Origin of the sequence: Sphingobium sp. (assembly GCF_032153725.1) — a bacterium.
Classification (GTDB): Bacteria; Pseudomonadota; Alphaproteobacteria; order Sphingomonadales; family Sphingomonadaceae; genus Sphingobium.
On record NZ_JALDYQ010000073.1, the window covers coordinates 1 to 22,768 of the forward strand.

22 protein-coding genes and 1 tRNA gene are annotated in these 22,768 nt (G+C 65.0%); 7 read left to right on the top strand and 16 right to left on the bottom strand.

The genetic code is table 11. From position 1 onward, the window contains the following. From RUH75_RS19110 to RUH75_RS19155, 10 genes are all read right to left on the bottom strand, one after another. The coding region (locus RUH75_RS19110) for an ATPase, T2SS/T4P/T4SS family (RefSeq protein ID WP_313808775.1) at positions 1–952 on the bottom strand (952 nt) is incomplete at its 3' end. Between the two features lie 72 nt (positions 953–1,024). Continuing rightward, a complete protein-coding gene (locus tag RUH75_RS19115; RefSeq protein ID WP_313808776.1) occupies positions 1,025–1,585 on the bottom strand; it encodes a hypothetical protein in 561 nt (186 codons plus the stop codon). Next, on the bottom strand, positions 1,582–3,552 hold the full coding sequence (locus RUH75_RS19120) for a hypothetical protein (RefSeq protein WP_313808777.1): 1,971 nt from the start codon (positions 3,550–3,552) through the stop codon (positions 1,582–1,584). The genes RUH75_RS19115 and RUH75_RS19120 overlap by 4 nt, the downstream gene beginning before the upstream one ends. A gap of 107 nt (positions 3,553–3,659) precedes the next feature. After that, on the bottom strand, positions 3,660–3,914 hold the full coding sequence (locus RUH75_RS19125; RefSeq protein WP_242124824.1) for an ATP synthase F1 subunit epsilon: 255 nt from the start codon (positions 3,912–3,914) through the stop codon (positions 3,660–3,662). A gap of 218 nt (positions 3,915–4,132) precedes the next feature. Then, positions 4,133–5,578, bottom strand: a complete 1,446-nt coding sequence (gene atpD, locus RUH75_RS19130; RefSeq protein ID WP_313808778.1) for a F0F1 ATP synthase subunit beta — start codon at positions 5,576–5,578, stop codon at positions 4,133–4,135. Positions 5,579–5,603: 25 nt separating this feature from the next. Next, positions 5,604–6,488, bottom strand: coding sequence for a F0F1 ATP synthase subunit gamma (locus RUH75_RS19135; protein ID WP_313808779.1), 885 nt, complete (start codon positions 6,486–6,488; stop codon positions 5,604–5,606). A gap of 3 nt (positions 6,489–6,491) precedes the next feature. Further along, positions 6,492–7,118, bottom strand: a complete 627-nt coding sequence (locus RUH75_RS19140) for a LysE family translocator (protein ID WP_313808780.1) — start codon at positions 7,116–7,118, stop codon at positions 6,492–6,494. 6 nt (positions 7,119–7,124) lie between these two features. Then, positions 7,125–8,654 (bottom strand): F0F1 ATP synthase subunit alpha, encoded by a 1,530-nt coding sequence (atpA, locus tag RUH75_RS19145; protein WP_313808781.1) that lies wholly within the window; start codon positions 8,652–8,654, stop codon positions 7,125–7,127. Positions 8,655–8,656: 2 nt separating this feature from the next. Further along, positions 8,657–9,211, bottom strand: coding sequence for a F0F1 ATP synthase subunit delta (locus tag RUH75_RS19150; protein ID WP_313808795.1), 555 nt, complete (start codon positions 9,209–9,211; stop codon positions 8,657–8,659). A 198-nt stretch (positions 9,212–9,409) separates the two neighbouring features. Further along, positions 9,410–10,966, bottom strand: a complete 1,557-nt coding sequence (locus tag RUH75_RS19155) for a serine protease (protein ID WP_313808782.1) — start codon at positions 10,964–10,966, stop codon at positions 9,410–9,412. A gap of 116 nt (positions 10,967–11,082) precedes the next feature. On the opposite strand from RUH75_RS19155, the gene ada reads away from it, so the two are divergent. Beyond that, positions 11,083–12,141 (top strand): bifunctional DNA-binding transcriptional regulator/O6-methylguanine-DNA methyltransferase Ada, encoded by a 1,059-nt coding sequence (gene ada / locus RUH75_RS19160; RefSeq protein ID WP_313808783.1) that lies wholly within the window; start codon positions 11,083–11,085, stop codon positions 12,139–12,141. Between the two features lie 109 nt (positions 12,142–12,250). Here ada and RUH75_RS19165 read toward each other — a convergent pair whose 3' ends face one another. Genes RUH75_RS19165 through RUH75_RS19175 form a run of 3 tightly spaced genes read right to left on the bottom strand, consistent with a single transcriptional unit; the run spans position 12,251 to position 15,274 of the window. Further along, on the bottom strand, positions 12,251–12,400 hold the full coding sequence (locus RUH75_RS19165) for a DUF1289 domain-containing protein (RefSeq protein WP_313808784.1): 150 nt from the start codon (positions 12,398–12,400) through the stop codon (positions 12,251–12,253). Between the two features lie 14 nt (positions 12,401–12,414). Beyond that, positions 12,415–14,586 carry a primosomal protein N' gene (locus RUH75_RS19170; RefSeq protein ID WP_313808785.1) on the bottom strand — a complete coding sequence of 724 codons (2,172 nt, stop codon included), beginning with the start codon at positions 14,584–14,586 and terminating at the stop codon, positions 12,415–12,417. A gap of 46 nt (positions 14,587–14,632) precedes the next feature. Then, on the bottom strand, positions 14,633–15,274 hold the full coding sequence (locus RUH75_RS19175; protein WP_409592400.1) for a DUF2490 domain-containing protein: 642 nt from the start codon (positions 15,272–15,274) through the stop codon (positions 14,633–14,635). Positions 15,275–15,440: 166 nt separating this feature from the next. Here RUH75_RS19175 and fsa point away from each other — a divergent pair, with 166 nt between their 5' ends. From fsa to RUH75_RS19190, 3 genes are all read left to right on the top strand, one after another. Continuing rightward, positions 15,441–16,094: a fructose-6-phosphate aldolase gene (fsa, locus tag RUH75_RS19180; protein WP_313808787.1), complete on the top strand. Its 654-nt coding sequence runs from the start codon at positions 15,441–15,443 to the stop codon at positions 16,092–16,094. Between the two features lie 96 nt (positions 16,095–16,190). Then, positions 16,191–16,520: an antibiotic biosynthesis monooxygenase gene (locus RUH75_RS19185; RefSeq protein WP_313808788.1), complete on the top strand. Its 330-nt coding sequence runs from the start codon at positions 16,191–16,193 to the stop codon at positions 16,518–16,520. 204 nt (positions 16,521–16,724) lie between these two features. Continuing rightward, entirely contained in the window at positions 16,725–18,809 is a 2,085-nt protein-coding gene (locus RUH75_RS19190) for an acyltransferase family protein (protein WP_313808789.1), read from the top strand. An 18-nt stretch (positions 18,810–18,827) separates the two neighbouring features. Here the strand turns inward: RUH75_RS19190 and RUH75_RS19195 are convergent. Then, a tRNA-Arg gene (locus RUH75_RS19195) sits at positions 18,828–18,904 on the bottom strand. A gap of 85 nt (positions 18,905–18,989) precedes the next feature. Here RUH75_RS19195 and RUH75_RS19200 point away from each other — a divergent pair. Continuing rightward, on the top strand, positions 18,990–19,709 hold the full coding sequence (locus RUH75_RS19200; RefSeq protein WP_313808790.1) for a queuosine precursor transporter: 720 nt from the start codon (positions 18,990–18,992) through the stop codon (positions 19,707–19,709). Here the strand turns inward: RUH75_RS19200 and truA are convergent, their stop codons facing one another. Together truA and fmt are read right to left on the bottom strand one after the other, a co-directional pair. Beyond that, on the bottom strand, positions 19,710–20,456 hold the full coding sequence (truA, locus tag RUH75_RS19205) for a tRNA pseudouridine(38-40) synthase TruA (RefSeq protein ID WP_313808791.1): 747 nt from the start codon (positions 20,454–20,456) through the stop codon (positions 19,710–19,712). 5 nt (positions 20,457–20,461) lie between these two features. Continuing rightward, the gene (gene fmt, locus RUH75_RS19210) at positions 20,462–21,370 is read right to left on the bottom strand and encodes a methionyl-tRNA formyltransferase (protein ID WP_313808792.1); all 909 of its coding nucleotides are present in this window, start codon (positions 21,368–21,370) and stop codon (positions 20,462–20,464) included. 54 nt (positions 21,371–21,424) lie between these two features. On the opposite strand from fmt, the gene recR reads away from it, so the two are divergent. Further along, on the top strand, positions 21,425–22,021 hold the full coding sequence (gene recR / locus RUH75_RS19215; RefSeq protein ID WP_313808793.1) for a recombination mediator RecR: 597 nt from the start codon (positions 21,425–21,427) through the stop codon (positions 22,019–22,021). A 31-nt stretch (positions 22,022–22,052) separates the two neighbouring features. Continuing rightward, positions 22,053–22,583 (top strand): peptide deformylase, encoded by a 531-nt coding sequence (def, locus tag RUH75_RS19220; protein WP_313808794.1) that lies wholly within the window; start codon positions 22,053–22,055, stop codon positions 22,581–22,583. Positions 22,584–22,768 lie beyond the last annotated feature (185 nt).

The window sequence follows — 22,768 nt, forward strand, 5'->3', positions numbered from 1 at the left end:
TCGTCAGCACGCGCTCGCCCGGGTCGATCATCTTCGACAGGGCGTTGAGCATCGTGGTCTTGCCCGAACCGGTACCGCCCGAGATCACGATGTTGAAGCGGCAGGCGCCGGCGATCTTGAGCGCGGTCGCCATTTTCGGGCTCATCGCACCCCAGCCTGCAAGCATGTCGATGGTGATCGGCTTGGCCGAGAATTTACGAATTGAGATGGCAGTGCCGCGCAGCGAAAGCGGCGGCACGATCACGTTGACGCGGGAGCCATCGGGCAGGCGGGCGTCGGCCAGCGGCGTGGTCTGGTCGACGCGGCGGCCGACCTTGTTCACGATGCGCTGGGCGATCTGGAACAGATGCTCTTCATCGCGGAACTTGATCGGCGCGATCTGGAGCTTGCCCTTCTTTTCGATATAGGTCTGCTCCGGACCGTTGACCATGATGTCGGTGACGTCCGGATCGGCCAGCAGTTCTTCAAGCGGGCCAAGGCCCAGCAGCTCGTCGACCAGTACCTTTTCCAGCGCGAACTGTTCGCGCCGGTTGAGGGTGAACTTCAGCTCGGCCAGCACTTCCATGATGATCGGCCGGAATTCCTCAGCCAGTTCATCCTTGGTGAGCGTCGCGGCGGCCTCGGGATCGACGCGCTCCAGCAGACGGGGAAGGACCTGTTCCTTGATCTTGTGAACGGACGCTTCAAAGCCCTGCGGTCCGGCATCGGGCGCGTGTTCGGCGTTGGCGCGATCGGACAGGCGCTGCATCGCGTCGGCATTGCGCTGCATCTGGCTGGTCGGTGCGGACAGCGGGTCGAGCGGCGCTTCCGTGGGCAGCGCCGTCATGTCGAGCGGTGGGAATTGATCGCCGCCCCTGATCTCTTCCTTGGGCGCGCCGCCCTGCATGGGGCGGGCGATGCCGAAGCCCGGCTTGATGCCCGCGGGTCCATTTTTCCGTCCAAACGCGCTCATGATTCTCCGCCGAAATAATGTGCATCAGCCGTGGCTGCTAAAGGTGAATAAGGTGGAAACTTTGATAAATGGCTAATGCGCCGGGGATGGCGGCGCCGTGACGAAGCGGGGATCGGCGCCGAACCAGCCGCCGATCACCCGCCCGCCTTCGAGCAGGCGCCGGCCCTGAGGGGTGATATGGATGCGTCCCCGATCGACGCGGATATTGCCGGACAGCGCCTGTTCCTGCACGCGCCGGTCGATCTGGCGCATGTCGCCCAGATATTCGCGGACATAAATCTGCTCCAGCCCGCGCGCGTCGAACTCGCCATCATGCCGCTCGATCCGGGCGAGCAGGAACATGGTGATGGACCGGTCGAAGGTCACGGGAAAGGTGATGAGGAAGCAGAGGTTGAAGGAGAGGGAGAGGGCGATAGCGCCCACCAGCGTAGGCGGGTCGAGCCGCAGCCGGCGGCGCAGCGACAGACCTGCGCCGAACAGCAGCAGGGCGGTCAATCCCGCGATGACGACACCCCTGTAGAAGAGGATGCTGACTGTAGCCAGCAGGGGACTGCGAATGAGGCCGATGTAGAGGAGAAAGCCGATCGCCGTCGTCAGCGCATAGGCGAGGGCGAGCGTGGCGAAGGCCTTCATGGCCGGGTTTCCCCGGCTATCGGCGCGATGCAGATCAGGGGCGAGCGGTAGACGCAGGGGAAGGCGGCAGGCGGGCCGCCATGCAGGCGCCATATGGGGTCGCGCGCGGCAAACAGCAGATAATCGATGCGGGCGCTGGCGGCGCGCCGGATGATGTCCTGCGCGGGAAGGGGACGGTTGAAGATCGGCTTCAGCAGCGCCATCCGATCCGCCGCTGCCTTTGCGCCGGAGCCGAAGAGATTGGCCTGCTCATCCGCGACGGCGGGCCAGTGATGGCCGTACAGACCGAAATCCAACACCCGCAGCGTGATCGCGGGATTGTGCTGGATGATCGCCTGTCCGGGCAGATGGTCGTCGGCCCAGCCATAGGCCTGCCGCAGCGCGTAGGCCGTGGGCGGGGAATTATTGACCTCGATCGGGCGCACGGGGAAGAGCGGCGGTCGGATCAGGCGAAGGCCGAACAGGTCCCAGGCAGTGCCGACCGATCCCAGTACCAGCAGGCCGATTGCCAGCGGATGGAGCCTGCGGAAAGACGGCACGCTTTGGGCGAGCCTCAGGGTCCAGATCAGCACGGCCGTCACGGGGAAGAGAACGGCGCGCCAGCCCAGATCATTATTGATGATGGTGGATTTGACGAAGCTGGCGATGATCAGCGCGGTGATCGTGCTCCACAGCAGCAACCGGCGGACGGCAAGGCCATTATCGCTCGGCCGCCGGCGCGTGCGCCAGTAGAGATAGGCGCCAAGGCCGCAAATGCCGAATTCCAGCCCATAGTTGAGGGGGAGCAGGACCAGGCAAAAAAGCTGCGCGGTCGGCGTGTCGGCTGCGAAGACCACGGTGAAGAGGCGAACGCCAAAGGCGATGGGGAAGGCTTCGGGCGCGCGGCCGTGGACAATGTCATGAAACTGGGGGAGGGAAAGCAGAAGGGCCGTCGCGCCCGCGATAAGCAGCGTGGCGTCCCGGCGGGACAGCCGGAGCAGGGTCCAGCCTGCAAGCAGCGGTGCTATGGTGAGGGCAATCCAGGCCGATTCACCGAACATGGTGGCAAAGGCCGCGCCGGCCGCCGCGCCCAGCAGGAGGCGGTTGCCGGGGCCGGCGCGGGTGATCAGCAGCATGCCCGTCCAGGCCGCGACCATGGCGGACACATGATGCGGCACCCAGAGCACCGAGGTGCCGAGCGTGCGGATTTCGGTGTTCCAACTGTCGAGTTCCGGTTCGATCCGGTGGACGACCAGATAGCGCAGCAGCATGAACAGCAGGTCCGCGCCAGCGACGAAACTCAGCAGGATGGCCAGGATCAGCAGGCGGCGGTCGCGACCGGGGCGGATGAAGGCTGCGTCTGCGGCAATGCGCCAGAGCAGGGCGACCACGCCGAAGCCTGTCCAGTAGACCGTGCCCGCGAAGGCCATGCGGGCGCTGATGGCGTCGCTGCCAAGCCATTTGATCGCGGCGGGCCAGATGTAGAAATAATGATAATAGCCCGCAATGCCGTCGCGCGCGAAGAAGGGGTCGGAAAAGGGGATGCCCTGGCGGACGATCTGCTCGACCACGGCCGCATGCTTGACCATGTCGAGGACGATCAGGCTCTGGTAGAGGCGGTGATCGATGTCGGCGTCGACCAGGCTCCAGGCGCAGATCAGCCACCAGAGGAACGCGATCAGCAGGAAAGGGGACAGCGATGCGCCGCGATCCCTTTCCTTGAGCAGGGGCGCGCCCCACAGGGCGAGCGCGGCGTTCGGCAGGACCATGCCCGCCATGCCGGCAACGCGGATCAGCAACGTGTCGAAAACGGGCAGGATCGCAAGGCCCAGCAGCATGGCCCAGCCGATCCGCTGCCAATAGGTTTCGATTGCGAGTCCCGTGCCGGACAGCAGGCGAACCAGGCCCAGGCCTGGCAGATACAAGACCAGCGGCGCCAGCAATGTGGCGAGGGCAAGGCCCGCAAGGTCTTGGAACATATAGGACATGGATACTCCCCAACTGAGCATCCGATTACCGGTGCAAAGTTAAGGAGCTGCTAACCAAAAAGACCGCGGCCTTTTGCATTCGGGTAGCGGTTAGGCCGGGCGGTGCGTCAGCCCGCATGCTCCGCAAGGACGGTCAGGCCCTTTTCATTGACCTCGGCAAAGCCGCCGCGCACCGGGATGACTTCGGGCGCGCCGCCGGCGCTGGCGAAGATCTGGATCGCGCCGTCGCGAACGGTCGACATGAAAGGCGCGTGGCCTTCCAACACGCCGAAGTCGCCATCGGTGCCGGGCACGACCACCTGATAGACCTCTTCCGAGCGGACGAGCTTTTCCGGGGTCACGAGTTCGAAATGCAGTGCCATTTTTCAAATCCTCCCCCTCCCGCAGGCGGGAGGGTGCGTCGGGTCGGTCAAGCCCCCGGCTTGACCTAAACAGCGCGGGGCGCTGTTTACCCAAAGCAGGGGTGGGTGCGATTGCGCGAGCAATCGCCTGCAACATTTTGGGATAGGCCGACGCTCGCTTCGTTCGCGGCCTACCCCTTAATCCCCTCCCGCTTGCAGGAGGGGAGACTTTGTTCAGCTTACGCCGCTTCCGCAGCCAGCTTCTTTGCCTTTTCGATGGCTTCGTCGATACCGCCGACCATGTAGAAGGCGTTTTCGGGCAGATGGTCGTATTCGCCTTCGACCACGGCCTTGAACGACTTCACCGTGTCCTCGATCTGGACGAACTTGCCCGAGATGCCGGTGAAGACCTCCGCGACGTGGAAGGGCTGCGACAGGAACTTCTGGATTTTGCGGGCGCGGGCGACGGTCAGCTTGTCCTCTTCCGACAGCTCGTCCATGCCCAGGATCGCGATGATGTCCTGAAGCGACTTGTACTTTTGCAGGATCGCCTGAACCGCACGGGCGGTTTCGTAGTGCTCTTGCCCCACGACGCGGGGTTCCAGAACGCGGCTGGTCGAGTCCAGCGGGTCGACCGCCGGATAGATGCCCAGTTCCGAAATGGCGCGGTTGAGAACGGTGGTGGCGTCCAAGTGCGCGAACGAGGTCGCCGGCGCCGGGTCGGTCAAATCGTCCGCGGGGACGTACACGGCCTGAACCGAGGTGATCGAACCCTTGTTGGTCGAGGTGATGCGCTCCTGAAGGGCGCCCATGTCGGTGGCGAGGGTCGGCTGATAGCCCACGGCCGAAGGAATACGGCCGAGCAGAGCCGACACTTCCGCGCCCGCCTGGGTGAAACGGAAGATGTTGTCGACGAAGAACAGCACGTCCTGGCCTTCCTGATCGCGGAAATATTCCGCGATGGTCAGGCCCGACAGGGCGACGCGCGCGCGGGCGCCCGGGGGCTCGTTCATCTGGCCGTAAACCAGCGCAACCTTCGAGCCTTCGCTGATCGCGTTGCCGTCGGCGTCCTTGGCGATAACGCCGGCGTCGAGGAATTCGTGATAGAGGTCGTTGCCCTCACGGGTCCGCTCACCGACGCCCGCGAACACCGAGGTGCCGCCATGGCCCTTGGCGATGTTGTTGATCAGTTCCTGGATGAGCACGGTCTTGCCGACGCCCGCGCCGCCGAACAGGCCGATCTTGCCGCCCTTGGCATAGGGAGCGAGAAGGTCGATGACCTTGATGCCGGTGACGAGGATCGAGGCGTCGGTCGACTGGTCGACGAATTCCGGCGCCTTGGCGTGGATCGGGGCGGTGACGGTGGTGGCGACCGGGCCGCGCTCGTCGATCGGCTCACCGACGACGTTCAGGATGCGGCCGAGCGTGGCCGGGCCGACGGGAACGCTGATCTGCGCGCCGGTGTCGGTGACTTCCTGACCGCGGGTCAGGCCGTCGGTCGAGTCCATCGCGATGGTGCGGACGGTGTTCTCACCCAGATGCTGGGCGACTTCCAGCACCAGACGCTGGCCGTTATTGCTGGTTTCCAGCGCCGAGAGGATCGAGGGGAGAGCATCGGGGAAGGTCACGTCGACGACAGCGCCGATGACCTGCGAGATGCGGCCTACATTGTTGGTGGTTGCCATGACTGCTTCCTTGCGTGCGTGATCTTTAAAGGGCTTCGGCGCCCGAGATGATTTCGACGAGTTCGGTGGTGATCGCGGCCTGACGGCTGCGGTTATACTGAATGGTCAGCTTGTTGATGAGGTCACCGGCATTGCGGGTCGCATTGTCCATGGCGGTCATCGAGGCGCCCTGTTCGGACGCGTTGTTTTCCAGCAGCGCCTTGAAGATCTGCACCGTGATGTTGCGCGGCAGCAGGTCGTCGAGGATCGCTTCCTCGCTCGGTTCATATTCCACCGTCGCGCCGATGGCGTTGCGATCGGCATCGGCGGGAATCTTGACCGGGATGATCTGCTGCTCGGTCGGAATCTGGACGAGCGCCGACCGGAAACGCGAGAAGAAGAGATGCGCGACGTCGAACTTGCCGTTCAGATACATCTGCGTCAGCTCATGCGCGACCTCTTCGGCCTGCCCATAGCCCGGTTCCTTGGCGCCGGTCGTGTCATATTGCGCGACGATCATGCCGGGGAAGGTGCGGTTGATGACCGGACGGCCCTTGCGGCCGATGAGGTAGAAGCGGACTGTCTTGCCAGCCTCGATCAGTTCCTGCGCCTTGGCGCGGGCAGCCTTGACGATGTTCGCGTTGAACGCGCCGGCAAGACCACGGTCGGAATTGGCGACGACCAGCAGATGGACCTCATCCTTGCCGGTGCCCGCGAGCAGCGGGGAAGCGCCTTCGCCCGAACCGCCCGCGATCTTCGACGCGAGGCTGGCGACGACCGCTTCCAGACGGCCCGAATAGGGGCGGGCGGCTTCGGCGGCGGCCTGCGCCTTGCGCAGCTTCGCGGCGGCGACCATCTGCTTCGCCTTGGTGATCTTCTGGGTCGACTTCACCGACCCGATGCGCAGCTTCAGTTCCTTGAGGCTAGCCATAGTTCAAATATTCCGAGCAAGGGCCAGACGGCCCGCGAGACCAAAGAAACCGACGCCTATGGCGCCTTCGAACCAGCGCATCGCGCCGCTCTGCCCGACCTTGCGCCCCGCCTTCATGGCAAGAGCGGCGAGGAGGGCGCACCAGAAGAAGCCCAGCCCATAGACGATCGCGATCAGGAGCATGCCCTGCCACGGCGCGTCCGGGCCGGTGCCGACGAACTGCGGCAGCGCGGCGAGGAAGAAGATCGCGACCTTCGGGTTCAGCACGGTGCTGATGAAACCCTGGGTGAAGGGCGACCCGCCGATCCGCAGCTTGGGGGTTTCCGATGCGGGCGCGGGCTTCACAGCGCCGCGCAGCATCGAAAGGCCGAGCCAGGCAAGGTAGATCGCGCCCGCAATCTTCACCGCCATGAACAGCCCCGGCACCGCGTTCAACACGCTGAGGAAGCCAAAGCCGCACAGTGCCATGTAGAACAGCCCGCCGAGCTGGATGCCGCCGATCGCCGCCATTCCCGCCTTCAGCCCACGGCGCGCCGCGTGACCGGCCACCAGCATGGTGTCCGGTCCCGGCAACAGCACCAGACCGATCGCCATGACGGTCCAGGCGAGGAGGGAATGGGCGGTCAGCACTGCGTCTTAGGCGAAGGTCTTGCCGAACGAGTCCAGCGCGGCCTTCAGCTTCGCCTTCGGCTCGTCGCCCAGATCCTTGCTGTCGCGGATCGCGGCGAGGACGTCGGCATGGTCGTGACGCAGATAGGCGAGCATCAGCTCCTCATAGCGGGTCACGTCCTTGACCGGGACGCTGTCGAGATAGCCGTTGGTGCCGGCGAAGATCGACGCGGTCTGCTCTTCGAAGGGCAGGGGCGAGAACTGGGCCTGCTTCAGCAGCTCAGTGAGGCGCGCGCCACGGTTCAGCAGCTTCTGGGTCGAAGCGTCAAGGTCCGAACCGAACTGGGCGAAGGCCGCCATTTCGCGATACTGCGCCAGCTCCAGCTTGATCGAGCCGGAAACCTTCTTCATCGCCTTGGTCTGCGCGGCGGAACCGACGCGCGACACCGACAGGCCCACGTTGATGGCCGGACGGATGCCCTGGTAGAAGAGGTTGGTTTCAAGGAAGATCTGGCCGTCGGTGATCGAGATCACGTTGGTCGGGATGTAGGCCGACACGTCGCCCGCCTGCGTCTCGATGATCGGCAGCGCGGTCAGCGAGCCGGCGCCATTGGCGTCATTCATCTTGGCCGCACGCTCCAGCAGGCGGCTGTGCAGGTAGAAGACGTCGCCCGGATAGGCTTCGCGGCCCGGAGGACGACGCAGCAGCAGCGACATCTGACGATAGGCGACGGCCTGCTTGGACAGATCGTCATAGACGATCACGGCATGCATGCCGTTGTCGCGGAAGAATTCGCCCATGGTGACGCCGGTATAGGGCGCCAGATACTGAAGCGGAGCGGGTTCCGAAGCGGTCGCGGCGACGACGATCGAATATTCCATCGCGCCATTTTCTTCGAGCTGCTTGACGATCTGCGCGACGGTCGAGCGCTTCTGGCCGACGGCGACGTAGATGCAGTAGAGCTTCTTGCTCTCGTCATCGCCCGCGTTGATGCCCTTCTGGTTGATGAAGGTGTCGATCGCGACGGCGGTCTTGCCGGTCTGGCGGTCGCCGATGATCAGCTCGCGCTGGCCACGGCCGACGGGGACGAGGGCGTCGATCGCCTTGAGGCCGGTCTGCACGGGTTCGTGCACCGACTTGCGGGGGATGATGCCCGGCGCCTTGACTTCGACGCGCATGCGCTTGTCGGCAACGATCGGGCCTTTGCCGTCGATCGGGTTGCCGAGGCCGTCCACTACGCGGCCCAGCAGGCCCTTGCCGACCGGAACGTCGACGATGGTGCCGGTGCGCTTGACGGTGTCGCCTTCCTTGATCTCGGCGTCCGAGCCGAAGATCACGATGCCGACATTGTCGGCTTCGAGGTTGAGCGCCATGCCCTGCACGCCATTGGCGAACTCGACCATTTCGCCCGCCTGGACGTTGTCGAGGCCATGGACGCGGGCGATGCCGTCACCCACGGTCAGCACGGAACCGACTTCGCTCACCTGCGCTTCGGTGCCGAAATTGGCGATCTGGTCCTTGATGACCTTCGAAATTTCTGCGGCGTTGATATCCATGTTCAGCCTTTCATCGCCTGGGCGAGCGTGTTCAATCTGGTGCGGATGGAGGAATCGATCATCTGGCTGCCGATCTTCACGACCAGCCCGCCCAGGATCGCGGGATCGACCTTGGCATCGACCGCGACATCGCGGCCGACGCGCGCCCGCAGGCTCTGTTGCAGGGCGGTGATCTGATTACCGTCGAGCGGATGCGCGCTCGTCACTTCGGCGCGGGCCTCGCCCTTGTGATTCGACAGCAGCGTCTCATAGGCGCGGATGACCGCAGGCAGCTGCGAAAGGCGGCGGTTTTCGGCCAGCACGCCCAGGAATTTCGTCGTCAGCGCGTCGATCCCCATGGAGGATGCGACTGCGGCGATCGTCTTGCCCTGCGCGTCACGGCTGAGCACGGGGCTGTTGATCAAGCCCTTGAAATCAGCCGATTCGGCAATCGCCGCCTTGAGTGCCGCAAGACTCGCCGCGACGGTGTCGAGCGTCTTGCCGTCGCGGGCCAGATCGAACAGCGCCACCGCATAGCGGCCGCTGAGGCTGGCCTGAATACCGCCGGTCGTCTCCACGCGCTTACCGTCCTCCACTTGATTCCTGGCACTTGATTTGCCGGTCATGCAAAAAGGGGGCGCGGTCTGATCCGTCCCGGTCCCCTGTTGGGGGGCCGGTTAGCAGCGGGATTATGACTATGCAAGTCATGGAACGCGATTTGACCGTCAGTATGAAATCATCGCGATTTGACTGAGTTTTTATAATGCCGGAATCGGCTATTTTCCGGCGTCGGGCGGCGTCAGCCGGCCTTTCTGGCAATGGTAGACGATCCGCTCATTGGGCTGGGCGGGCAGCAGGGCGGCAAGATCGCGCTGGAGCGAGGCGATTTTCGCCAGCATCGTGGAATCGCTGCCACAACCCTTGATCGGGTCGCCCCGGAGCGCCCGAACCTTCGCCATGGTGTCGATATCGGGCAGCCAACGCTGAACCCGCAGCGTGCCCGTGGCCGGATCGAAACGGCTGACCGTTACGAAATTACGGTCGTCGGGGATGCTCGCCCGCTGCCAGACGATGCCCGAGGACACATATTGGGTGTCGCCATCGACGCAGCCGCCGTCGGCCCAGTTGAATCCGATGTCATTGGGTTCGGACACGGTGAGACGGCTGCGATTCACGTCCGCGCGGCAAATATTGTCACCCGTCCAGGCATAGGCATTATTGGCGGTGACGCCCTTGTCCTCGGGCAGCTTGATCCGTTCATCGATGCTGGAAAAGCTGGGCTTCAGGAAGAACAGCCCGATCGCGCCGAACAGCAGCAGGCCGCCGCCCGCCAGCCACCATGTGGCGCGCTTTTCCCGCCCCTGGCTGTAGAACAGCCCGCCAGCGCCGAGTCCCAGCACTGCCAGTGCCAGCAGCACGGCGGCGCCAGCCATCGCATTTTCGCGGGCGGAGATGACGTCGCGCTCGGCAGTGTCGCGGGCCTTGTCCATGGCGGCTTCGCGGGCATCGGCGCGGGCGCGTTCGGATTGCTCGCTCTGCGCTTGCTCGCGCTGGGTGAGCGCGGCTTCGGTAGCGTCGGCCTCCGCCATGGAGCGGCAGGGACCGACGGTATGCAGCGAAGACACGCCTGCCTGACGCAGGAAAGAGGCGACCTCGCGCCAGGAAACGGCGAATCCGAATTCCGCATCATTGCCGTCCGACACCGATCCGAAGCTGTTGACGCCCAGCACGCGTCCGCAATCATCGACCAGCGGGCCGCCGCTATTGCCTGCCGCAAGTGGCGCCGTATGCAGCACCGTGTCGAAAGTCTGGCTCGCCCGGCCGGACGAAACCGTGCCGCTGGTCTTCACCGTGCCCAATGGCTCGACCAACTGCTTGAGGCCCAGGCCCTGCGCCCGATCGACCGTGCCCGGATAGCCGATGGCGGTGACATGCTGGCCGTCGCTGACCGCGCCGGCATAAAATGTGCTGACGGGGAGGCTTCCTTCCTCCAGCTGGATCAGCGCCAGATCGTTGCCCGGCGAAAAGGCGATGATCCTGCCGCCATAGGTCCTGGTCCCTTCCGAAGGAATCACGCCGATGACGAGGTTCTTCTCCTCCCGCGTCAGTTCGACCACATGGGCGTTGGTGATGATCTTGTCCGGCGCGACCGCAAAGCCGCTGCCATGGCCGACGAAATAGGCGTCGGAACCATTGGTCGCGACCAGCACGACGCGAACCACCCCGCGAGCGGCGGCGGCGATATCCTGCTGCTCCGCACGTGCGCCCATCGGCGCAACGAGGGCGAGGAGCGCGGCCAGAACAGGGGCAAGGCGACGGAATAAGGCGACCATGATTTGCGGCATTCATATGCGATGGTGGGATTGAGGCAATGCGGAAATATGCGAAACCGCTTTTTGACCGCAAGCGGCGGGAAGTCTGGCGCCTTTCAACCGGCTATCCCATATGCATGACCGATATGAGACATATGGAAGTCCCGAAGCACGCCCTGCCAGACGCCGATGCCTGCTGGGATGCGTTTATCCGCCGGGATCGCGCTCTGGATGGCCGGTTCGTCGGCGCGGTGCTGACCACGGGCATCTATTGCAAGCCGAGCTGCGCGGCGCGGCATCCCAGGCGTGAGAACATGATCTTCCTGCCCGATCCGGAAGCGGCGCGGGCGGCAGGTTTTCGGGCCTGCCTGCGCTGTCGCCCCGATGAGATCGGGCGCGACCGGCTGGCGGTGGCGGCGGCCACGGCCTTTATCGCGGCGGCCGAAACGCCGCCTTCGCTGGAGGAGGTCGCGGCCCATGCCGGCTATGCGCCGCATCATTTTCATCGCTTGTTCAAGCGTGAAACGGGGATGACGCCTGCCGCTTATGCCCGCTCGCTGCGCGCCGAGCGTTTGAAAAGCGCGCTGGAGGAAGGGGGGAGCGTCACCGGGGCCATTTATGAAGCGGGCTATAATGCGCCCAGCCGTGCCTATGCCGATGCGGAGCGGCATCTGGGCATGACCCCCAGCGCCTGGAAGGACGGGGGACGGGGCGTGGTGATTCGGCATGCGGTGGTGGCCACCAGCCTGGGGCCGGTGCTGGTGGCCGGGACCGCGCGGGGCCTGTGCCGGATCAGCTTTGACGAGGATGAGGCGGATTTGCGCCGGCGCTTTCCCAAGGCGGAAATCCTGCCGGCGGGCGCGGCGTTGTCGACCTTGGCGGCACAGGTCGCGCGGTTGATCGATGATCCGGCGGCACCGCTCGATCTGCCGATGGACGTGCGTGGAACAGCTTTTCAGCAGGCGGTCTGGGCAGCGCTCCGCGCGATACCGCCGGGCGAGACGCGGACCTATGGCGAAATCGCGGCGGCGATCGGCCGGCCGGGGGCGGTACGGGCGGCGGGGACGGCGTGTGGGAATAATAACCTCGCCGTGTTGATCCCTTGCCACCGGGTGTTGCGGAGCGATGGCAGTCTGGGCGGCTATGCTTATGGGGTTGAGCGCAAGAAGCTGCTGCTGGAGCGGGAGAAGGGGTGAGCGTTTCCTTATGAGCATAGGTGCTCCTGCGAAGGCAGGAGCCCAGTTCCGAGGCTGCGATCATCATGAGATGGCGGGACTGGGTTCCTGCCTGCGCAGGAACACCGGCTTAATGCCCCTTCAGTCGTTCCATGATGGCGCGCCGCTGGGCTTTGCTCATGCCACGCCAACGGGCGATCTCATCCACCGTTCGTCCGCAGCCGGTGCAGATGCGCCCCGCCTTGTCGAGCTTGCAGATGTTGACGCAGGGGCTTTCCATGGGGGTTCAGGCCATCACATGAAGCTGTAGGGATCGACGTCCACCGCTACCCGCGTGCCCGATTTCCACGTAAGGTTGCCCAGCCATTCGCGGATGGCGCCCTGCACGTCCATCTGCCGCGTGGCGTGGATCAGCAGACGATGGCGATGCCGTCCGCGCAGCACGGAAAGCGGCGCGGGCGCGGGGCCATAGACGCGCATCCCCTCGATCAAGGGCGCGGACTTGCCGATCAGCCGGGCCACCTCGGCGGCTTCGTCGGCATCCTCGCTGGAGATGATGATCGCGGCGAAGCGGCCGAAGGGCGGGGCGTTGGCGTGGCGCCGATTGGCCGTCTCGACCTCGTAGAATCGTTCCGAATCGCCCGCGATCAGCGCCTTGATGACCTCCGCCTCGGGCATGCGGGTCTGGATGAAGACCCGGCCCGGCTTCTGGCCGCGTCCGGCCCGGCCCGCCACCTGCACGATCTGCTGGAAGGTGCGTTCCGACGCGCGCAGGTCGCCGCCCTCAAGGCCCAGATCGGCGTCGATCACGCCCACCAGCGTCAGGTTGGGGAAATGATAGCCCTTGGTGACCAGCTGGGTGCCGATGATGATGTCGACCGCGCCCGCCTCCACCGATTTCACGAACTCCGCGACCTTGGCCGGGGACCAGAGCGTGTCGGATGTCACGATGGCCGTGCGCGCCTGCGGCCAGAGCGCCTTCACCTCGTCCGCGATCCGCTCGACGCCGGGGCCGCAGGCGACCAGCGAATCCTCCTCCTTGCACTCCGGGCAGAAGCGTGGGGCGGGGATCACATGGCCGCAATGATGGCAGGCCAGCCGCCGGGTCAGCCGATGCTCGACCATCCAGGCGGTGCAATTGGGGCATTGGAAGCGATAGCCGCAATGGCGGCACAGCGTCAGCGGCGCATAGCCCCGCCGGTTGAGGAACAGCAGGCTCTGCTCTGCCTTCGCCATATTCTCGTCAATGGCACGGACCAGCGGCGGAGCGATCCAGCGGCCGCGCTCGGGCGGGTCGCTGAGCAGGTTTACCTGCTCGATCGCGGGCATGGTCGCGCCGCCGAAGCGGGAGGGCAGTTTGATCTCGCGATAGCGGCCCAGTTCCACCTGATGCCGCGTTTCGATCGCGGGCGTGGCGGAGGCGAGGATGACCGGGAATTTTTCGATCAGGCCCCGCATCACCGCCACGTCGCGGGCGTGATAATGGACCCCGTCCTCCTGTTTGAAGCTGGCTTCATGCGCTTCGTCGACGACGATCAGGCCGAGATCGGGATAGGGCAGGAACAACGCCGATCGGGCGCCGACCACCACCGGCGCCTCGCCCGCCGCGATCGCCCGCCATGCCCGCCGCCGCTCGCTCTGGCGCAGGCCGCTGTGCCAGTTGACCGGCACCGTGCCGAAGCGCTTCTCGAACCGTTCGAGAAATGGTTCGGTCAGCGCGATTTCGGGCAGCAGCACCAGTATCTGCCGCTTTTCCCGAATGGCGGCGGCGATGGCTTCGAAATACACCTCCGTCTTGCCGGATCCGGTCACGCCGTCCAGCAGGAAGGGGGCAAAGGCCCGTTCCCTGACCGCTGCGATGAACTGGTCGGCGGCGGCGCCCTGTTTGTCGGACAAGAGGGGTGGCGCATGGCCGGGATCGGGCATGGGGAAGGGCGTATCGACGCTGACTTCCATCGCTTCGAAGGCGCCTGCCTTGATCAATCCGCGAATCACCGCGTCGCTCACCCCGCCGATCATCGCCAGCTCGCGGATCAGCCCCTGCCGCTCGCCGATGCGCTCCATCGCCTGTGTGCGCTGCTCGGTCATGCGGTCCGGCAGGTCGCCGGTGGCGCGATATTCGATGACGGTGCGCGCGCCCTCCAGTGCCGCCATCGACGCCAGCGTCATGCGCAGCACGGCGGCGATCGGCGCCAGATAATAGTCCGCCGTCCACTCGATCAGGCGACGCACCGTTTCGGGCACCGGTGGCGCATCGACCAGCCCGACGATATTGCGCAGGCGATTGTCGCCCACCGTCTCGATATCGGGGAAGCTATCCTCTTCCCACACGACGCCGACGATCTGGCGCGGCCCCAGCGGCGCGACGACGATGCTGCCGGGCCTGGCGTCCATCCCGTGCGGCACGCGATAATCGAGCGGCCCCAGGGCGGCGTTCAGCAGGATGACACGGGCGCGCGAACTCATCGCCCCTTCCCTAATGGCCGGGGCTGGGGAGGCAAGGCGGGATGTGTCAGATTTTCCAGCTCAATGTCAGCCAGGGGACATGGGCGACGGCATCGGGCCGGTTTTCGCGAAAGGTCTGTTGCCGCATATAGAGCAGCTGGACGTCGATCGCTTTGGTAATCGGATGGCGCAGGCCGATCTGGTTGCGCATGACCGCAAGGCCAGTCTTGTCGCTGGGCCTGGCGCGATTGAGGTGGAACATGAGTTCGGTCGCCGCGATCAGCGTCCACTGCTTCGCGCCGTCCAGCGGCACGGCAGCCTGCACCCGCTGACGCAGGCGCCAGCTCGCCCTGTCGGCGGTGTCGAAGAAACGCTGCTCCAGCCGGGTGCGGCTGAGCCAGATGCCCTTGGTCAGCGTCATCTGCTCGAACAGGCGCATTTCCTGTTCAGGACCGGAGTGGAAATAGGCCATGCCGCCGCCGATCTGCACGCCCGTCGCAATGCGGTGGTCCAGCGAGAGGCGCGCGCTCTGCTGGTCGCCATTGGACGCGTCGCGGCGGAAACGCTGGCTGGTGTCGATGGTGACGATATCGGCATCGCTCGCCTTGATGACGATCGATTCGGTCATCCAGCCCTGCGTCTCGCTGGTGGCGGCGAGGGCGGGCGGGGCGGCGCAACTTGCGATGAGGGCGAGCGCGTCCCATATCATGCGAGGACGCTGAAGAGGAAGCATGGATCGGTCCTTTGGAAAGGTCCCGTGGTCATAATGTTGCGTCATGGTCAAGGTAAAGGCCTTCGCGCGGCAATAATGGCTTATCCCGCCATCAGCGGCTAAAGGGGACGCGATTCGCTTATCCTCCCCGGAGCCAGGACCCATGAAATTCTTCGTCGACACCGCCGACACCAACGAAATCCGCGAGCTTGCCGCCACCGGCCTGCTGGATGGTGTCACCACCAATCCCTCGCTGATCCACAAATCGGGCCGCAAGTTCCTGGAAGTGGTGGAAGAAATCTGTGGCCTGGTCGAAGGCCCCGTGTCCGCCGAGGTGGTGGCGTTGGACCATGAGACGATGATGAAGGAAGCCGCCGTGTTGCGGAGACTGGCGGACAATGTCTGCATCAAGGTGCCGCTGACCATCGACGGGCTCAAGACCTGCAAGGCGCTGACCAGCGAGGGCGTGATGGTGAACGTCACCCTCTGCTTCTCCGCCAATCAGGCGCTGCTGGCGGCCAAGGCGGGCGCGAGCTTCATCTCGCCCTTTGTCGGCCGTCATGACGATAATGGCTTTGACGGCATGAAGCTGATCGAGGATATCCGCCTGATCTACGACAATTATTCCTTCGCCACCGAAATCCTGGTCGCCTCGGTCCGCCACCCCATCCATGTGCTGGAGGCCGCGAAGATCGGCGCCGACGTGATGACCGCGCCGCCCTCCGTCATCAAGGCGCTGTTCAACCATGTGCTGACCGACAAGGGCATTGCCGGCTTCCTGGCCGACTGGGAAAAGACCGGCCAGTCGGTCCTCTGATTTTTGAAGGGGGAAGGGCGCGCGGGGAACCGGCGCCCTTTTTCTGTCGAAACCGGTCGGCCCCTGCGACATTCTCTCCCATGAAGGAGAGAGTCGATGTTCATCGCGGTCTATTGGTGGCGGGTCCACCCCGGCAAGGAAGAGCAGTTCCGCAAGGCCTGGCGCCGGGGAACCGACCTGATCCGCGAAAAATATGGCAGCTATGGATCGCGGCTGCATCGCGACGCGGACGGGCGGTTCGTCGGCTATGCCGAGTGGCCCGACGAAGCGACCTGGCGAGCGGCCTTCGAGCGGAAGATGGTCTATGACGATCCGGAAACCCGTGCCGCCTTTGTCGACGCCATTGCCGAAGTACCGCCCGACGCCGATCCCATCTTCACCATGACCGTGACCGACGATCTGCTGCTGCGGACGCGGAACCGATAAGCGGTTCGGGTGGCGCTAGACCGATCGGCCTAGCGCGACAGCGGCAGGCCCGTCCGCCTTCCAGCCGATCCCTACCACCTTTTACCCCTTGGCCTGTCCCGATGCGCTGATGCGCTCGCCGATACAGGCTCTATCAGTTGATGCTTGCCAAGCCCTTAGAAAAAGGAGGGAAAGAGCATCGCCACCAGCGCATCCTGTCCCGCTTTGCCGGCTCCTCCGGCCGTCGAAGCATCCGCTGCCGTCGCCTATCGGCGCGACATTGACGGGCTGCGCGCTTTGGCGGTCCTGCCCGTGCTGTTCTTCCATGTCGACCTCTGGCCCTTTTCCGGGGGCTTTGTCGGCGTCGATATCTTCTTCGTCATTTCCGGCTATCTGATCGCCTCGATCATCGCGCGGGAACTGGAACAGGGGCGGTTCAGCCTGACCCATTTCTACGCGCGGCGCATCCGACGGATATTCCCCGCCTTGTTCGCGACGATCGCCGTGACCATAGTGGCGGGCAGCCAGATCCTGCTGCCGCTGGATTATCGCGCTCTGGGGATGAGCGCGGTGGCGACGGTGCTGTTCGCCAGCAACCTCTATTTCGCGCGGCACAGCGGTTATTTCGGCGTCGCCGCAGAGGAGGCGCCGCTGTTGCACACATGGTCGCTGGCGGTGGAGGAGCAATTCTACATCCTCTTCCCGCTGCTCATGCTCTGCGCCTTCTGGACGGGCGGGCGGACCCGGCTCCTGTTGGGCGCGATGGCGCTCCTGTCTTTCGGCGCTGCGTTGTTGCTGGTCGACCGGACGCCGATCCTCGCCTTTTACCTGCCCTTTCCCCGCGCATGGGAGTTTCTGGCCGGGGCGTTGCTGGCGACCGGTCTGTTGCCGCCATTGCGGAGCCGGTTCGCAGCGCAGCTTGGCGCGCTTGCCGGCATCGCGTTGATCGGTTGGGCGGTGGCCAGTTTTTCCAGCGCGACCATCTTTCCCGGTCTGAACGCACTCTGTCCCGTGCTGGGGGCGATGCTGATCCTGCATGCGGGACGCACCGGATCGGCCGTCAGCCGGATGCTGGGCAGCGCGGTCCCGGTGGCGATCGGCCGCATCTCCTATTCACTCTATCTCTGGCACTGGCCGATCGTCGTCTTCTGGACCTATCGCACCGACGGCGACTGGCGCTTTCGGGAACAGGTGCTGATCATCCTGCTGTCGATTCTCGTCGCCGCTCTCTCCTGGCGGTTCGTCGAGGAGCCGTTCCGCAAGGCGCGCGGCTTCACGACGGCGCGCGCCTTCGCCTTTGCCGGCGCGATGGTCGCGGCGGGATGCGGGGCGGGGGCCTTGCTCTATTTCTCCGGCGGCCTGCCCGCACGGGTGGCGCCGTCCGTCGCGGCGCTCGACGCGGCAAGCCGGAGCATGGCCTATCTGCCTGAGCGTTGCTCGGGCATGGCGCCGCTGCGCGACCGGGCGTTATGCGCGGTCGGCGCGCGCAACGGCTCGGCGCCCAGCTTTCTGCTGTGGGGCGATTCGCACGCCCATGCGCTGAAACCCGCGTTCGACCAGGCGGCGGATGCGCTGGGGCTTTCCGGGCGGATCGCTTCCTATCCTGCCTGTCCGACGCTGTTGGGGCTGGATCGGCTGGATCAGCCGCCGAGCCATGATTGCAGTGCGTTCAATGCGCAGGTGCTGGCGATGCTGCGCGACAGACCGTCCATCCGCACAGTCTTTCTCGTGTCCCGCTGGGGCCTGTGCGCCAATGGTCGCCGTCCCGAAGGCGGCACGCCCTGCTATCTGGGCCGGGATGAGGATGACGACAGGAGCCTCACTCGCGATGCGGCGCTGTTCCGCCTGGGCCTGAAGGAAACGGTGCGGACGCTGACGGCGATGGGCAGGCGTGTCATATTGGTCGCGCCCATTCCGGAATTCCGCCGCAGCGTGCCGGAAACGCTCGCGCGGGCGGAACTTTACAGCGAACCGTCGCGGCTGGCGCTGTCGCAGGCGGATTATCTGCGCCGCCAGCGGGGCGTGTTCGGCGCGTTCGATGAGATGCGGCGGCGTTTCGCGGTCGGCATCATCTATCCGCACCATCTCCTCTGCCGGACCGGCCATTGCGCGATCATGGCGCATGGCGTGCCGCTTTACGCCGATGACGACCATCTGTCGCGTCAGGGCAGCCTGCTGCTGAGCGGCATGGTGTATGAGGCGATGCGGCCGATCCGGGTCGCGGCGGAGAAAAGCCGGGCCAGAGTGATTTCGAGCCAGATGGAATCGTCTGGCGGCTCGGAAATCACGGAAAACAAAGAACGACTCTAAAGGTTGAGCCGGGGGAAATGGCGACCCCGACAGGATTCGAACCTGTGACCATTCGCTTAGAAGGCGAATGCTCTATCCAGCTGAGCTACGGGGCCGTCAGCGGCTCGATAGCGGGGCTTGGCCTCCCGCGCAATCATGCGCGGCATTGCTTTTGGCTGAATGCCATTTATGCACAGGGGCATGAGCGATGCGGGGATCAGGAAAATCGACGCCTATGCACTGGGCGCGCGCCCATTGCGCTATTTCGATTTCTGCATGGCGGGGTTCGTCGCCATATTGCTGCTGTCCAACCTGATCGGCGCGGCAAAGCTGTCGACCGTCGGCGGCTTCACCTTCGGCGCGGGCATCCTGTTCTTTCCGCTGGGCTATGTGCTGGGCGACGTGCTGACCGAAGTCTACGGCTATGCGCGGGCGCGGCGCTGCGTCTGGGCCGGGTTCGGCGCGATGCTGTTCATGGCGCTGATGAGCTGGGTGGTGGTGAAGCTGCCTCCGGCGGAGGGCTGGCCTGATCAGAATGCCTATGAGGCTGTGTTCGGCAGCACCTGGCGCATCGTCTTCGCTTCGGTCACGGCCTTCTGGGCGGGCGAATTCGCCAACAGCTTCGTGCTCGCCAGGATGAAGCTGCTGACGCAGGGCAGGCATTTGTGGACCCGCACTATCGGGTCCACCATCGTCGGACAGGGGGTGGACAGCCTGCTCTTTTATCCGCTGGCCTTCTATGGCGACTGGACCGACCGGCAGGTGCTGACCGTGATGGTCACGAACTGGCTGATGAAAGTGACCTGGGAAGCGGTGCTGACGCCCGTCACCTATATGGTGGTCGGCGGCCTCAAGCGCGCGGAGGGGCTGGACGTCTATGACGAAGGCACGAATTTCACGCCCTTCCGCGCCAGCCTCTGATCAATCCCCCGGATAGCGGGCGCGCACGAAATACAGCCCGTCGGGCGGCGCGTTAAGGCCCAGCGCCGCGCGATCCTGCGCATCCCGGGCCGCTTCCAGATCGGCGATCGACCAGCGGCCCATGCCGACCATGGCCAGGCAACCGACCATCGAACGCACCTGATGATGCAGGAAGGAGCGCGCCTCGGCATGGATGGCGATGCGGTCGCCCTGTCGCTCCACGTCCAGCCGGTCGAGTGTCTTCACCGGACTTTCCGCCTGGCAATGGGCCGATCGGAAGGTGGTGAAGTCATGCCGCCCGACCAGCAATTGCGCGGCGTCCTGCATCGCCTGTTCATCGAGTGGCTGGATCACGCGCCAGCAAAGACCGCTTTCCCATGTCAGCGGCGCGCGGCGATTGGCGATGCGATAGACATAGGACCGGCCGATGCAGGAAAAGCGGGCATGCCAGTCGTCCGCCACGGCTTCACACCCCAGGATCGCCACCGGATGGGGCCGCAGCCGGGCATTGAGCGCTTCCATCAGCCGGAAGGGCGTGATCGCCTTCCCGATCTCGGCATGGGCGCGCATGGCAAGGCCGTGGACGCCCGCATCCGTGCGCCCGGCGGCATGGATCGCGACATTTTCTCCGGTGACGGCATATATGGCGTCCTCGATCGCCTGCTGGACGCTGGGGCCATGGGCCTGCCGCTGCCAGCCCATGAAGGGGCGGCCATCAAATTCGACGGTGAAGGCGAAGCGGGCCATGGGACTCAGGCGTCGATCCGGCTGCCTGCGGGCATGTCATGGCCGCGTAGCAATTCGCCCGCCGACATCGCGCCCTTGCCCGCGCGCTGGATCAGCGTCGGGCGGATGGCGCCGTGGCCGCAGCCGATCAGCAGGCTGTTGTCGAGCAGTTCGCCCGGCCTGCCGCCATGCTCCTCGACATGGGCGGCGAGGACGCGAAAACGTTCGCCGCGATATTCGAAGAAGGCGCCGGGGAAGGGGTTGAAGGCGCGCACCTGCCGCTCGACCTGATGCGCGTCGCGGCTGAAGTCGATCCGCGATTCGGCCTTGTCGATCTTCGACGCATAGGTGACGCCGTCCCCGGGCTGGGGCACGGGCGGATGCTGCGACAGATCGTCCAGCACCTCCACCATCAGCTGCGCCCCGGCCTCGGCCAGTTCCTGCGTCAGCTGGCCTGCGGTCTTGTCCTCGATCGGGGTGATGTGCTTGGCGCGCATCGGCCCGGTGTCCAGCCCCGCCTCCATGTCCATGATGGTGACGCCGGTGATATTATCGCCCGACAGGATCGCGCGCTGGATCGGCGCGGCGCCGCGCCAGCGCGGCAGGAGGGACGCGTGTATGTTCAGGCAACCGAAGCGCGGCGCCTCCAGAATCGGGCGGGGCAGGATGAGGCCATAGGCGGCGACCACCGCGACATCCGCCTTGAGCGCGGCAAAGGCGTCGCGCAATTCCGGGTCCTTGAGCGAAACCGGGGTGCGTATCTCGATGCCCATTTCGTCCGCTTTGGCGTGTACGGGGGATGGACGCAGCGTCTTGCCGCGGCCCGCCGGACGGGGCGGCTGACTATAGATGGCGACGATCTCATGCCCCGCTTTGGCCAGCGCGACCAGCGCCGGAACGGCGAAATCAGGGGTTCCCATATAGATTATGCGCATGACGGCTTCTCAAACCCCTTGTCTCCACGACTTGCAAGCCCTTATTCCGGTTCCATGGCTTCTCCCGAGATCGACGCGCTGACGCAGGCGCTCTCCCGCCTGCCCGGCCTTGGCCCGCGTTCCGCGCGGCGTGCCGTGCTGCATCTGCTCAAGAAGCGCGAATCCGCGCTGGAGCCGCTGCTGCGCGCGCTGGACGCCGTGAACGACCGGCTGGTGACGTGCAGCATATGCGGCAATGTCGATACCGTCGACCCTTGCGGCATCTGCGCTGACCCGCGCCGCGACGCGCGGGCGCTCTGCGTGGTGGAGGATGTGGCGGACCTGTGGGCGCTGGACAAGTCGCGGCTGTTTCCGGGGCGCTTCCATGTGTTGGGCGGGCGGCTCTCGGCGCTGGAGGGGGTGCGGCCGGAGGATCTTTCCATCGATGCGCTGGTCGCGCGGGTCGAGGCGGGCGGCATGGACGAGGTGGTGCTGGCGATGAACGCCACGCTGGAGGGGCAGACGACGGCCCATTATCTGGCGGAGCGGCTGGAGCGGTTTCCGGTGCGCCTGACCCAATTGGCGCATGGCGTGCCGGTTGGTGGCGAGCTGGACTATCTGGACGAAGGCACGCTGGCGCAGGCGCTTAGGGCGCGGCGGCCGATCGCTTGAATTTTCCGGGCTGTTTGATTATTTTGGTGCCATGGCCATTCTACCGATCCTGGAGGCGCCCGATCCGCGCCTGCGTACCATCTCGTCTCCGGTGGAGGCGATCGATGACGATTTGCAGCATCTGATCGATGATATGTTCGAGACGATGTATGACGCGCCGGGCATCGGGCTGGCGGCGATTCAGGTCGGCGTGCCCAAGCGGGTGCTGGTGATCGACCTTCAGGAACCGGAATCGGATGAGGAAGGCGCGCCGCCGGTCAAGAAGCCGATGGTGTTCATCAATCCGGAGATACTGGAAGGGTCGGAAGACCTGTCGATCTATAATGAAGGCTGCCTGTCGGTTCCCGACCAGTTTGCCGAAGTGGAGCGGCCGGCGAGCATCCGGGCGAGCTGGATGGATCGGGACGGGCGGATTCATGAGGAGCGGTTGGAAGGGCTGCTCGCTACCTGCCTCCAGCATGAAATGGATCATTTGCAGGGCGTGCTGTTCATCGACCATCTCTCGCGATTGAAGCGGGACATGCTGCTCAAGAAGCTGACCAAGGCACGCAAGGCGGCCTGAGGGCGGCAGATATGAGGCAAAAAGCGCTCCGGCTGGAAAGTCGGGGCGTTTTTGTTTCGGGTGGCGGATTTTGGGCAGAAGTGGCCATTTGGGGACATTCAGCGCGACGTACTCCTGCGCAGGCAGGAGCCCAGTTCAGATGTTGCCAGGACGAGGTGAGGGCGGGACTGGGTTCCTGCCTGCGC